The sequence below is a fragment of the Fibrella aquatica genome (assembly GCF_041321135.1).
Taxonomy (GTDB): Bacteria; Bacteroidota; Bacteroidia; order Cytophagales; family Spirosomataceae; genus Fibrella; species Fibrella aquatica.
In genome coordinates this window covers 926,680-940,822 of the sequence record NZ_JBGGWF010000002.1, presented here as the reverse complement: position 1 = coordinate 940,822, position 14,143 = coordinate 926,680, and the positions used below count along the sequence as shown (strand labels likewise).

7 protein-coding genes are annotated in these 14,143 nt (G+C 49.8%); 2 read left to right on the top strand and 5 right to left on the bottom strand.

The genetic code is table 11. The annotated features are described in order from the left end of the window. From ACAW87_RS07795 to ACAW87_RS07780, 4 genes are all read right to left on the bottom strand, one after another. Nucleotides 1–1,749 carry a RagB/SusD family nutrient uptake outer membrane protein gene (locus ACAW87_RS07795; RefSeq protein ID WP_370722793.1) on the bottom strand — a complete coding sequence of 583 codons (1,749 nt, stop codon included), beginning with the start codon at nucleotides 1,747–1,749 and terminating at the stop codon, nucleotides 1–3. Nucleotides 1,750–1,828: 79 nt separating this feature from the next. Beyond that, nucleotides 1,829–5,371 (bottom strand): TonB-dependent receptor, encoded by a 3,543-nt coding sequence (locus tag ACAW87_RS07790; protein WP_370722792.1) that lies wholly within the window; start codon nucleotides 5,369–5,371, stop codon nucleotides 1,829–1,831. A gap of 257 nt (nucleotides 5,372–5,628) precedes the next feature. Beyond that, nucleotides 5,629–6,744: a FecR family protein gene (locus ACAW87_RS07785; protein WP_370722791.1), complete on the bottom strand. Its 1,116-nt coding sequence runs from the start codon at nucleotides 6,742–6,744 to the stop codon at nucleotides 5,629–5,631. Nucleotides 6,745–6,945: 201 nt separating this feature from the next. Continuing rightward, nucleotides 6,946–7,539: an RNA polymerase sigma factor gene (locus ACAW87_RS07780; protein ID WP_370722790.1), complete on the bottom strand. Its 594-nt coding sequence runs from the start codon at nucleotides 7,537–7,539 to the stop codon at nucleotides 6,946–6,948. Nucleotides 7,540–7,975: 436 nt separating this feature from the next. On the opposite strand from ACAW87_RS07780, the gene ACAW87_RS07775 reads away from it, so the two are divergent. Further along, complete coding sequence (locus tag ACAW87_RS07775; protein WP_370722789.1) at nucleotides 7,976–9,010, top strand: LacI family DNA-binding transcriptional regulator; 1,035 nt, start codon at nucleotides 7,976–7,978, stop codon at nucleotides 9,008–9,010. 58 nt (nucleotides 9,011–9,068) lie between these two features. Here ACAW87_RS07775 and ACAW87_RS07770 read toward each other — a convergent pair whose 3' ends face one another. Beyond that, nucleotides 9,069–9,530, bottom strand: a complete 462-nt coding sequence (locus ACAW87_RS07770) for an integrase core domain-containing protein (RefSeq protein WP_370722788.1) — start codon at nucleotides 9,528–9,530, stop codon at nucleotides 9,069–9,071. 320 nt (nucleotides 9,531–9,850) lie between these two features. Here ACAW87_RS07770 and ACAW87_RS07765 point away from each other — a divergent pair, with 320 nt between their 5' ends. Beyond that, complete coding sequence (locus ACAW87_RS07765) at nucleotides 9,851–13,981, top strand: hybrid sensor histidine kinase/response regulator transcription factor (protein ID WP_370722787.1); 4,131 nt, start codon at nucleotides 9,851–9,853, stop codon at nucleotides 13,979–13,981. Nucleotides 13,982–14,143 lie beyond the last annotated feature (162 nt).

Genomic DNA, 14,143 nt, shown 5'->3' with positions numbered 1-14,143 from the left:
TTACCAGCCCGGATTCTGAGTGAGTTGTGGATTCAGCTGAATTTGCTGCGTGGGAATGGGTAGTAGGTAGTTTTTATCACTGAACGAACGGTTGCCATCAATGATAATATTTCCTTCGGCATCCTTAGGAGCAGAGGCCATCGCAGGCCACAATGTCTGGTATTCTGTCCCCGTCCATTTCAGACCAATCAATGGCTTCTTTAACTCACTGGCAGCGGCCCACCGTTTAAGATCGTCTACTCGGAAACCTTCGTAAAACAGCTCAACGCTGCGTTCCCGGCGGATTTCGGTGCGCATATCCAGCCCGTTAGCCTGCGCAAACGCATTACTCAGTTTCGGCATCGTCTTGTTGACGCGTAACCGAACCAGATTTAGTGATTTGTCCAGGTCAACATCACTGATAGTACCGTTCCGTTCAAACACAGCTTCCGCATAGTTGAGCAAGACTTCAGCATACCGGATCACGGGATAGTCATAGGCTTCTTCATTGTCGGCCACGGCGCGCTCTGTAATCCACTTCTGATGACCATAACCACCAAGCCCACCCGTGTACATTCTGAAGGGTGACCCATAAGCTGTGGCCCTGTCTGCCGCCCCACTCGTCCAATCTACCCGAGGATTGTTAATTCCAAACCAGTAGTAGCCACCTGGTACTTTCAGCGTGTATTTCATGCGATTTTCCCGGTTCTGAAATTCCGAAAGTACCGTTGCATACCCTTTGAAAAGTGGTGATTTCTCAATGGGTAACCCATCCTGACACAAAATCAAATTGACAAAGTTTTTGGTGGGTGACATCACCTGCGCCTGACGTGATACGTTCTGGCGAATTTGCCGGAGCGTCCAGTCATAGCGATTGGCTAGAATGTACTCGTTGTTCGCACTTTTGGTGATGTTGGCTGGATTCGATTTCTGGTTCTCCAGGATGAACAGGTATTTCTGAGCTGAGTCACCCAGCGCTGCCGGGGCAAACAACTGGTATTGCCCACCCGTAATAACCGCTCCGCTAGCGGCTGCCGACGCATCCAGTAACGTGTTGGCGCGGGAGGAGTTGTTGCGGAACTTCTGCCAGGTACCCTCGTACAAGGCTACCCGCCCCAGAAAGGCCTGTGCCGCCTCCTTGTTAATCCGACCCTGCTCTGTCGATGCGTTCTGGCCCGTTTTAGCGGGCAGGGCCGTAATGGCTTCGTTCAGATCCTTCAGGATAAAGTCAACCACTTCATCCCGCGTATTTCGCGGAGCCTGTAGTTCAGGCGCATCGGTTGCCAGCGGTGTGCTGATAATGGGTACGCCCCCAAAGATCTGTAGTAGATCGAAGTAGACGTAAGCCCGGAAGAACTTGGCTTCGGCAACGTATTTGGCAATTTCAGCCTGATTGCCATACCCGCTGGCCTTACCCAGCATGTAGTTGATTGTGCGAATTCTACTGTAGTTGTTGTTGTAGTTTGCATCAGTTACCGGTACCGTATTCAAGCCACGGCTGTAGGCATTCTGACCCGAAGCAAAGTCGCTTTTAAAATCGGAATGATAGTTTTGCGTAGAGCCGGTTGCGTCATAAAGCACATCGATAAATGACCGTTGGTAGGCATAAAACGCATTGGCAGCTAGCATAAAATCATTCGGTGTCTGCCAGTAGGCGGCATCCGAAAGCTGATCGAGCGGATCTAAATTCAGGACTTTGTTACAACTACTGTGAGTTAGCGTTAGCGAACCGGCCAGTAAAAGGATCGCTAGTTTTCGAAAGGATGTCATAGTCTAAATAGGTTTCAGGTGTAGCGTAGCGTCCAAAAAAACAGAGTTGATGAACGCTACGCGGTGAGTCGCCAATCAGTTAAAAGGTCAGATTTACACCCATTGTATGGAGCCGAAAAAAAGGATATCGGCTGAATGTGGACTCACTATTAGCGCGCCCAACGTTACGGGTTGCCTCAGGGTCCCAGCCATCCCGAATGTGGCTGGTTTCCCAGAGGTCATTTCCCGAATAGTACACCCGAAGCCGGTCAACCCTAAGCCGTTTGGTAACGACGGCAGGCAACGTATAGCCAACCACCAGATTCTTCAACCGTACGTAGGCACCGTTTTCTACCGACCAGTCCGATATCTGATAGTTGTATGTGTTATATGATGTCGCATTCTGACCCGTCGACAGAATAGGGTAGTAGGCCTCGGTATTGGTCGGTGTCCAGGTTTTACCAACCCAGAAGTCAGTCTGGCCCTGGAAAATTGAGCCAAACGGTACCCGCCAGTTCCCTTCCCGGAAAATCGTTCGCTGGCCTACGCCCTGAAAAACAGCCTGGAAGTCGAAGCCTTTCCAATCGGCACCTAAATTCAGCGCAAAGCCGTAGCGGGGGTCGTCACGGCCCAGGTACTTCAAGTCGCCCGGTACGGTTAATTTACCGTCGCCATTAAGGTCCCGGAAGCTGTTGTCGCCAATACGTACACCCGGGAGGGTAGCCGTGGTCAGGGGCATACTGATATTGTTGCCAGTGGCCAGCGCACGGGCAGCGGTTAGTTGCTCGGCTGTCTGAATGCGTCCTGCATATTCAAGTCCGAAATAAGAGCCAAGCGGATACCCTTCTACCGTTCCATTAAAGCCCTGGTTGATTACGTTGGCACCACCGTAACTGACCAATACATTCTGGTTATCGGTCAGGCTACCACCAATGCGATACCCAAATTGACCGATCCTGTCGTTCCAGTTCACGGCTGCCTCCCAACCCCAGGTTTTCAAGTGACCGATATTGGCTGCTGGCGCTGAGGCCCCCAGCACGGCCGGAAATGTCTGCCCCAGCAACATATTTCGGTTATGTTTCACGAAATAATCGAAGCTCCCCGATAGTCGGCGGTTCAACACCGAAAAGTCAAGGCCGAAGTTAGTCGTTTCAACCCGCTCCCAGGTACGATTCAGGCTTATCAAGCTGGTAGTCGGTGCAACGGTCACGACAGGGCTTGCGCCGATGATAGGAAAGCCCGCACTGGTTGCGCCACCCGTAGCTGCCACATTCAGGAGCTGAACGTAGTCGTACAGGCCAATGCCGCTTTGGTTACCCACAGCCCCGTATGATCCCCGTATCTTCAGGTCGTTGAGGAACGTCAGATCCTTCATGAAATTTTCCTGCGCGATACGCCAGCCACCTGATACCCCGTAGAACAACTGCCAACGGTTTGAGGCATCGAATTTTGAAGACCCATCATAGCGTGCGTTGACCTCAAGCAGGTATTTCTGCTGATAAGCATAGTTAAAGCGGCTAAAGTAGGACCCGATGGCATAGTGGTTCTGCCGTTCATCAACACTCTTGGTCGTGGCATCGCCAATGCCTAAATTCAGGGAGGGAACGTTGTCGTTGGCTACATAACTGGTGCGGGCCTGGTACCAGTTGTATTCGTCACGTTCGTAGTTGGCTCCAACCGTCAGGCTGACATCATGATTCTGAGCAAACGTCTTCGCGTAATTCAGGTACGTATTCAGCGTGGTGTAGGCATCCTTATCTAGCCGGCGGCGATAGAATGAGTTTTGCCGGGTAGGATTATCTGCCGCCTGGATGTTGCCCAGATAATTGTACCAGGAAATAACCTTTTGCTGTTCCTTGAGATCGGTAGCTGTCCAGTTATAGCCAGCCTGTCCTACCAGGGTCAGGTTATTGCTCAACTGGTAGCTGAGCCTGAAATTGGTAAACACCCGGTTGTTATATTCCTTGTTTTCGCCTCCCAGTTCAGCCTGCCAGTTTGGGCTATACTGTGTACCCCAGGCGTAGGGCTTACCATTAATCGTTGACACCGGAAAGCCAGGTTGCTGATACTGTCCCATCACAGCGCCAATGAGCGTAGGCTGAATGATATCGTTCTTTTCGAGCGAAATGTTCGATTCAAGTTTCAACTTACTGGTAAACTGGTAATCGTGCGTCAGGCGAATGTTATACCGGCTGTTGGAGTTTTGGCCCCATTTCAGCATACTGCCGTCATTCAGATACCCCACCGATACCCGGTAACCGGCCCGCTCACTGCGGCCCGATATACTCAGGCTATGTTGGGTTGAGCTAGCTTTTCCCCACAATACGTCTACCCAGTTGGTATTAAAATAAGTTTGATCTTTCACGTCGCCAAACCCAGGGTTCAACGGGTTATTAGCGGGTGATACAGTCCCATTATTAGTATAGTCTACATAGCCTGCTGCGGGCGGATTGAGCATCTGTTGCCCAAATTTGTACCAAAGGAAAGAAGCAGGTGGAACGCCATAGTAATCGTTGGTTGTTCCCTCAACCAGCCCCTGCCCAAACTGCTGAACGTTAATCAGGTGAGGCTGTAGACCAAGCACTTTCTGTGAAACGGAGCCATCGTACTGAATGGTCGTTTTACCCGCTTTTGCTCGTTTGGTCGTTACCAGCACAACGCCCCCCGCAGCCCGGGCTCCGTAAATAGCGGCTGACGCATCTTTGAGAAACGACATGCTTTCAATGTCGTTCGGGTTGATTGAATTAAGGGCTGCCTGGCTATTGAGAGCGACCCCATCAACAAGGATTAATGGGTCAGTGTTATTAGTCGAGGTAGCGCCCCGAATCTGGAAATTCCAGTTGGCCCGGCCCGGAGCGGCTGATGAGCGTGTAACAATTACACCTGGCACTTGGCCCTGTAAAGCCGAGAGTGGGTTATCGACAACGCCTCTATCCTGAAATACTTTATTGTCAACAGTGGCAATGGAGCCGCTTAAGGTGGCCCGCTTTTGCGTTCCGTAACCGACAACTACCACCTCGTCTAATCCACGAACTTCCCCTTTAAGCTGTACGGTCAGCGATGTTTGCTTACCCACCGTCACCTCCTGCCGTTCGTAGCCCACGAATGAAAACACCAACACGGCGTTCTCGTCCGGTACGGCAATCGTATATTTCCCGGTAGCATCGGTCGTTGTACCGCGCGATGTATTTCTGATGGCTACGGTAACGCCGGGCAATGGTTCATTCTTTTCATCGGTCACCGTTCCGGAAATCGTTTGGTCGACAGGCACAGACGCTACCGATACAGCCTTATCCGGCACAACGGTTGTTGCCTGGCTTGTGCTAGTACTGCGCAGAATGATTTGGGAACCAACAACTTCGTACGAAACCTGAAGCGGCGTCAACAAGGAATTCAGCACGTACGACAGCGGCTGACTTTGTACCGATAGGTTTACTTTTCGTTCCGATTTGATTACCTGTGGACTGTAGATAAATCGAACTGATGCCAGTTTACCAATCTGTTTGATGGCCTGCTCTACCCGCTGGTTCGCAATGGTAACGGATATGGAGCGATTCAGCACCTCCTGGCCTTTCCCATCCAGGGCCAGAACCAGACTGGAACACCAGATCATTACAAAGATCTGATAGCCTGCTTGTCTCATGATTCTAGAGAAAATCTCTCGTCGTTTTGTAGTGATTAACATAGACAAATTGAAAAATACTCGTTTAGGATTGGCACAAAAAATCCCCTTACCCAATTCATGACTGGATCATTTCACTAAAGCAGGTGGGGGGTAAATGTCAGCGGGCGGTCAGGCAAGTAGCCTGTCGCTGGCAGGTGGGCTATCTATTGAAGGATGAACGGATTTGGCCGTTAGTAAACATCTTGTTAGTTAATGCTGGAATGTACGATGATCCATTATCGACATCCTTTGCTGTATATAATTATCTGGGCATCAACGACTTCATAACGTGAGTTGGTTGCCCGACAAATCAGATCGAGCTTCTCAAACAAGGATTCTGAGCCAAATTCAGCTGTCAATTCACAACTGGCCAACAGGTCGGCATCATAGTTTATCATAATTCCATAGGCGGCCTCCATTTTCTTAAAAACAGTCACGACCGGGGTGTGATCGAACGCGACCGCCTGGGGTTGTCCCGTTGGGATTGCCAGCGGCTCCGGAAGTGCTACGAGTGATCGCTCCAGCTGTTGGCCGCTGGCTTGATAGGTTGCCTGCTGGTTAGGCGTAAGGATCAGCGCTGGTTCGCTGCCGGCCATTTCACCCAGTTTCCCATCGGGCTGCGTCTTAAAAACCGATACTTTCCCCGTCCGGACAATTACTTTGGCTTCTTTGTCATTCGGATAGGCACGGACGGTGAAGCTGGTACCAAGCACCTGCGTGGTCAGTTGGTTAGTATACACCATGAACGGTTGCTTTGGCCGGCGGACTACGTCAAAGAACGCTTCACCAACCAGGAACACTTCCCGCTGCTGAGCTGTAAATTTTCGGGGAAAGCTGATCTTACTTCCCTGAAAGAGGGTCACTTTACTACCATCGGGCAAACGAACTAACTGACTGGCACTGCCAGTGTTGTGTACTTCCTGTAATGTTCCGGCTTGTTGCTCAACCGTGTGTTGGTAAACGGCGAGGGGCGTAGTGGGAGTACGCCAGTAAAAGATAGCTGTCGTTCCCAGTCCGATTATCAGCGCGATGGCAGCGGCGATACGTACCCAGCCTGTAAAACGTCGTGGTAGCGGCTCCGACTGTAATTCGTCCAGATCCTGCGCTTTTTGCCTATTGATGCGAATCCGGGCCACCTCACTGGTTAACTCGTCATCGGACAGATCTTCCTGTGCCTGCTGCATCTGACTCACAAACTGCCGGGCGGCCAATACCAGATCAACCTTATCCGGATGCTTCTGTAGCCACTCGGTCCAGAATGCCTGATCGGCAGGTGTATTCTTCAGCACCCATCGCCGAAACAGATCGTCCAGCACAAGCTCTTCAAAGGTATACGTTGTGTAATCGGGCATATAAGCGTCTGATATTTTCCCTGGTCACAAAGAAGTAGACAAACACTTTTGGAGCATACCCTTTTTTTATAAACTTTTTTTAAGATTTTTTCAGCACAGCCTGATCCTTGGCTCTAGCCGTAAACTCAACATCCCGGCCACCTCTGATCTGGTATACGTAGGTCAGAGGTGGCCGGGATGTTGAGTTAGTTATCCAGTTGATCAGGAAAACAAGCGAACAGGTAGGATGGTCCGCAGTTGTGCCATGGCTCTGTAGAGGAAATTGGCAACCGTTTGTTTTTCAATATCCATTACCTGGGCAATGTCGTCATTGGTCAGGCCTTCGTAAAACTTCAAAAACACAACTTCCTGTTGCCGTTTTGGTAACTGATCAACGGCTCGCCGAAGGCTCTGTTCCGTAGACACCAGCATCTCATCGGCAATCCATTTATGATCGGCAGTTAACTCATCCGTCGCTATAGTCTCCCATTCCATTGGCTCATCGCTATTCAATGGGCGAGTCGACTCACGACGTAACCGACGAAACAAATTGTTACGGAACGCTTTGATCAGGTAAATCGTCACGTAGGGTGTTTCGACAATCACGGCCCGCCGATTCCATAGCTCAAGAAACAAGTCTTGGAGACAGTCTTTCACTAACTCACGATCTTTTGTGAAACGAGAAGCGTAGTTGAATAAAACCCGGTAGCGCGCCTGCACCAACTGATCGAAGGCTCGCTCATCACCTGATTTGAATCGAATCCAGAGTTGCGCCATTAGCTGTTCATCCGTAGGAATTGACTGTGAGCTCGCCATAATTGGTTGTTATAAATGTGATAAGCAGTGTGAGTGTTCTTAGAGCAAAATTCAGTTGAACAGTCTGATAAGGTACATGCCCTATTCGTCTGGCAGTTATCTCTCTTTCTTGGTAAAAGACAATTTCGTTCATTGCGTCTTTAAACGTCACTTACATATAGGTTATGCTTTAAAATGGGCTTTGCCTGAATATATTTTACTAAAATACCGTATAAGTACAAGATGTCAACTGCTTTTGAACACCAAAGTACTGTATACGCCATAATCCTATCATGCAAACGTTTGCGCAAACGTTTGCATGATAGGATTATGGCTAAGAAATATTAAACTTTTCTTTTTAAGGCTACTCAGTTTGATTGATAGATACTTACGTTTCCTTATATATCAATATTGCTGATTATTAGAATTGTTCTATTATAGCGACAACTTAAGCAACATGAAAAATACACCTGTAACAATCAAGGACATTGCTCGCAAGCTGAATATATCGATTTCAACTGTTTCGCGGGCACTCCGTGATTTGCCTGAGATCCATCCAGATACGCGCAAGGCGGTAGTACGACTGGCGAAGGAGTTAGACTATCAGCCAAATCAGTTGGCCAAGAATTTAGTCAAAAGCCGAACAAAGACAATCGGCATTATTTTCCCAAACTTATCCTATCATTTTTTCTCGGCTATGCTCAATAGCCTGGAAGAAGCTTTCATGCAGGCTGGGTACAGCGTTTTGGTGGCTCAGACAAATGAGTCGTATGTGCGTGAAACCGTCAGTATTCAAAATCTTCTACGTAGTCAAGTCGAAGGATTTGTGCTTTCGCTCTCCCGGGACACCGCCGATCTTGAACATATTGAACGATTAGTCAAAAAAGGACTGCCGGTCCTTTTACTTGACCGCGTAGCTGATATGTCATCTGTTTCCAAAGTAATGGTCGACAATCAGGCGGCTGCTTTTAAAGCTACTGAACATTTGATCGAGCAAGGGTGTCGTCGGATTGGATTTTTGGCTGGTCCGTCCCAGTTATCCTTAAGCAGCGAACGAATTAATGGGTATTTGGCTGCTGCATATCAGTATAACGTAACGGCTGGTGACCAATATATTCGCCACTGCGATTACACGAACGAAAATACCATCTTGCAAACCTTATCGCTGATGAGCTTGCCCCAGCCACCTGATGGCGTTGTGGCTATCAGTGATCGGATTGCCTACCCCGCACTTTACGCGATGCAACAGAAAGGGCTGGTTATACCGAGAGACGTGGCAGTTGTTAGTTTCAATAATGAACCAGTATCTGCCTATGTTTCGCCAACGTTGAGCAGTATCAATCAACCCATTGCTGAGATGGCGAATGAAACGGTCAGACTGTTGTTGCGCCAAATTGAAAGTCCTGAAGCGCTGTGTAGTGAAACAAAGGTATTCGAGACCCAACTTATTATTCGTGAATCATCACTTCGGAACAAGCTGAATTGCCAGTAATGTAATTCCAGTCTGTTCCGAATCGTGTGCTACTGATTGAGTTGGACAGACATTAAAATCATCGAAATGCGGCCTTATATTGTACATTTCCGTACCTCACTTTCTTGTACGGGTACCAGCGAAGCTTAGGCTTTCGCTTACGTTGATGCATCTGTTGGAGACGGTCCGCCGTTGCGGTAAAGTAGCTCAGTGATGCATGCGGACGAACCGTGTTATAAGCATTGATCGCTCGTTCAACCGCTTCTTCTGCTGATGAAAAGGAAGAGAAACCACGGGCCAGTTTGCAATCATCTTTTAGAGAACGAAGTACCCGTTCAGCCATCGCAATTTCATCGCTCCGGCGGCCCGGCCACAGTTCGGTAATCCGGGTTGGCTTTAGGTCTTTAGCCCAGGTAGGATACTTGTAATGTGGATGATTAGACGCTGTGGTAGCCACTTTACCGGCTTTGTTTTTGGCCAGCATGCCATACTCCTTTAACAGCAGATGCAACCGATGCCGACCCAGCCTTATTCGGGTCAAACAGTCTACAACTTAACTCCATCCCCAGATACTGGCTGGCATCAGGCACTAACTATATGGCCAGGTAACCCAAAAAGGCCATCGTCAGCCTCTGGCAAGATGGGCCACTTTTGAGGAGGTGCGGTGAAGAAAACCGAACAAGATCTATGTCACAGGTCCTTTTCACTGGTAATGGGTTGTTTCTTTCTTTTCGGAAAGGCTCTACGCTTTTTGGGTGCCGTTTTTTTGGTGGTCACTTTTTTTAGATAAAACCTACTAAATCTAGAGAATAAACTAGATTGGCACGATTTTACGTACTTTTTCAGCCAAAACTTAGTTGAATGCGTCTTCTCTGCCTGCTCTTCAGTCTATTGCCACTTACAAGTTTCGCCCAGTTTAAAGGCTGGCAAGAAATAACAATATCTGAAGGCTTATCGCAGGGCATGATCTATGATCTGAAACAGGATCATAAGGGATTCATATGGGCGGCTACCAAAGATGGCCTGAATCGGTATGATGGCTACAACTTCACGGTTTTTACGCATGATGCCTACAACAAGTTTAGCTTGTCGTCGAATGCCTGTTCAACCTTATTGGTAGATCACGCTGGTCGATTATGGGTGGGTACGTTGACCCGCGGGCTTAATTTGTATGATGACCGGACACAGCGGTTCTACCATATCGATATGAGTGATCCGGCATCGCCCGACCCCGGTAATTACGAGATCAGTTCACTAAACGAAGACCCTGAAGGCAATATCTGGGTAGGAACCAGCCAGAATAGACTCATTAAACTCACACTTTCTGACCAGTTAAAGACGGGTTTCCCCACGCAGGCTACTGCTACCGGTCTGGTCCGGTTCAGCCGATTTTCATTTCCCCTGTTCGGCGCTGATACTCGAAACGCCCCCTCACATATTCTTTTTCATGCTGATGGGCAAGCCATGGTTAGTGCGGCCAAAGGGCTTTTTGCGCTTAACTGGAAACAGCCCAACGGGATAACCCAGATTACCCAATTTGGCGGCACAGCTTCTCTGGTTCAACTCTCCCCAAAAACTACCCGGTCTGATCATTGGTTTGGCTTCAGTGCCGATACGCTCATTGGGTGGCAGGGGGCTAAACGTAAGGTTATCCGGTTGCCGCCGATCAAAAACTACAATGTTTGTCTGGCTGCTATAGATGACCAGACAATTGCCGTGGCCACGCCCGACTTTCTGTGGCTCATGACCCCCGCCCAGCTTTATGCACAGGATAGCCTATCGGCTCGTAATGCATTTGCCGTTATGCCGCCCAATGTGTTTGCCGTTTCTAAACTGCTGATCGATAAAACAGGTAACATCTGGGTAGGTACGGGAGGCTATGGGCTCCGCCGGTTCAGTCCACGTATCAAGCAATTCAGGACGTACCTGCCGAGTAGTTCACTCTCTTACTTGTTTGAGGATAGACGAGGCCAGACGTATGTTCGGGATCAGTTCGACTATGGGCAACTGGACCGCTCCCGTAACCGTAGGATCAAGACACCATTCTGGGGCAATAACCAGGCTGCTCGCCATGACCGGGCACTTTATTTCATGCAGGATCGGCAGGGGTTTTTCTGGGCATCTATGAACAACGCCCAGACCAATACTGCTGCTCATCAACTGGTTAAGTTTTCGGAGAACTGGCAACGACTAAAAATCTACCCGCTTCCGGTCGGTACTGCTTTCGGCCTGTATGGAAATCAAACCCGGGAAGATAAAGCCGGGCACCTCTGGATCGGAGCCATGAACGGGAAACTCCTTCGGTTTGATCCCGCTACCGAGACATTCGCTCTGTTTTCGTACCAGCATCTGTTACCCAGACAGGCCGCCGAGGTGGAAACCTATTCCCTGTATTTCGATGGGACCGGTACTGGCTGGATTGGTACGCAGAGCGGCCTTATCCGGGTCGATCATCCACAGACAAAGCCCGCTTTTTCGCTGTATAGAAATGATGTTGCCAAACGGGAAAGCCTGAACAACGATTTTGTCTCCAGTACCATCGACGATCCTGATCAGCCTACACGGTATCTATGGGTAAGCACCAAAGGAGGAGGGCTGGAGCGGCTCGATAAGCAAACGGGCCGGTTTCGGCATTTTACCGAAGCCCAGGGCCTGCCCAACAAAGTCGTGTACGGAATTTTGACGGATGAGTTTAAAAACCTCTGGATGAGTACCAATCGGGGCCTGGCGCAGTTTAACCCCCGAACCTTCAAATTTCGTAAGTATACGAAGGCCGACGGGCTACAGGACGATGAGTTCAATACAGGTTCGTTTCTTAAAACCGCTTCGGGCGAACTACTCTTCGGTGGCGTAAACGGGTTGACTTCCTTTCGACCTAAAGATGTAGCATCAGCCCCGTCTGACTCGGCGCCGACGGTGCATATCATCGGGCTAAAAATCAATAACGATGCCGTCGCTGTGGGTGCTTCTGATGGAGTGTTGCCCCAAAGTATCGAACAGGCGCGACGACTCGATTTGTCGCATACCCAAAACCTGGTGACGCTTGAATTTGCCCTCATGGATTATGCCAATTCAACCAAAAACCAGTTCCGCTACCGGCTGGATGGGATCGATCGAGATTGGGTAGAGGCGGGTACCAATCGCTTCGCCAACTACGCGCAGCTACCCAGTGGTACGTATACGTTTGAGGTTGAAGGGTCGGCTGATGGTGATGTCTGGAGCAGATCAATGCCATTGGTCATACGGATACACCCGCCTTTTTACCGCACTTGGTGGGCGTATGTACTCTATGGCTTAATCCTGGGGCTGATTGGCTGGCAAGCCTATCAATTCCAGAAACAACGGTGGCTACTCGAGCAGCAGGTACGTTTTGAGCAGAAAGAGGCCAGCCGACTGGCGGAGCTTGATACGCTGAAAACGCAGTTTTTCACCAACATCTCCCATGAATTCCGCACTCCGCTGACCTTGATTTTAGGGCCCTTGACGGATTTGAAACGACGATTTCTGACCGAAAAAGTGGTTATGCTGACCGAGCCGGTCGTTACCCTGATGGAGCAGAATAGTAATCGGCTCTTAAGCCTGATCAATCAACTCCTGGATCTGAGCAAACTGGAGGCCAACCAGCTCAAAGCCGAACCGCAACCGGGCGATATGGCCCTTTTCTTCCAAACGATGGCCAGTTCGTTTAGCTCGCTGGCTGAAAGTCGTCAGATAGGGTTCTCGTTTACGCAGTCGCATACCCGTTTTCAGGCTAGTTTTGATCGGGACAAACTAGAGAAAATCGGTACGAATCTGCTTTCGAACGCCTTCAAGTTTACGCCCGCCGGCCAGCAGGTGCATCTGCGTGTCGATTACCCGTCGCCGGCCGAAACCCAGGAGATCGTTATGACAGTAGACGATACCGGCATTGGCATTGCCCCGGCTAACCTGGCAAACGTATTCAAGCGTTTCTACCAGGTCGACAGTAAAACTAGCCGGATGTATGAAGGCACGGGTATTGGGCTGTCGTTGGTCAACGAACTGGTTAACGTGCTAGGGGGGAGGATCACGGTTACCAGCACAGAAGGTGTCGGTACTACGTTTACTGTTCATTTGCCGCTGGTTATCCTAAATGAGCAGGTACCTAACGAGACACATGTCGAGAGCAACGAGCCCGTTGTGTCTGTACAACGTACCCAGACAGCGCTGAGTGATACGTCCTCACCAGCTCCGGCAACCGACAATGTGCTGCTGATCATCGATGACAACGCCGATATCCGGGCGTACGTACGTAGTGTTTTCGAATCGGACTATCACATTATCGAAGCCAGCGACGGACAGGATGGGCTAGAGCAGGCAACGGCCAGCCTACCCACCGTTATCATCTGCGATTTGATGATGCCCCGGCTCGATGGACTGGGCTTCTGTCGGCTGCTGAAGAATCAGGAAACCACGAGTCACATTCCCGTCATCATGCTGACGGCCAAAGCAACCGTAGAGGACCGGATCGAAGGGCTCGAAGTAGGTGCTGACGATTACCTGACCAAGCCTTTCAACCAGGCCGAGCTGAAAGTTCGCGTGCGTAATCTGATGCAAAAACAGGCGCGGCTGCAGCAATACTACAGTGGCAGGCTGGACGTAGCGAGTAACGTAGCCAACGTACCTGTCCACTCGGCGAAAGAGGAAGCCTTTCTGAACAAAGCACGGGCGTTGGTGATGAGCCAACTAGCCGATAGCAGCTTCGGTGTGGAGCAGTTTAGTCAGCTGATGAATATGAGCCAGAGTCAGCTTGTGCGCAAACTGAAAGCGCTGACGGGACAGACGGCCGTGGAGTACATTCGCACCATCCGACTCGACGTGGCCGCCGAGCGGTTGCGTGAGGGGGAAAGCGTTTCGGAGGTAGCCTATAAGGTGGGTTTCGAAAGTCTGTCTTATTTCAGCCGGGTTTTCCAGGATAAATTCGGCGTTACAGCCTCAGCGTATGATTCCCACGTCCATCAGGACAGACGCTAATCAATAAGTCACTTATCTGTGTAATCGATAGCCTATATGGGTTCTTTTCGGGCCTGTATAGGCTATTGACGTACCTGGACGCAGGTAAATGGCGAAAACGAGCAACATATTGCCGAAAATGAGCTAACGCGTGCCGACTGAAATCGGGCAATTTTACCCCAT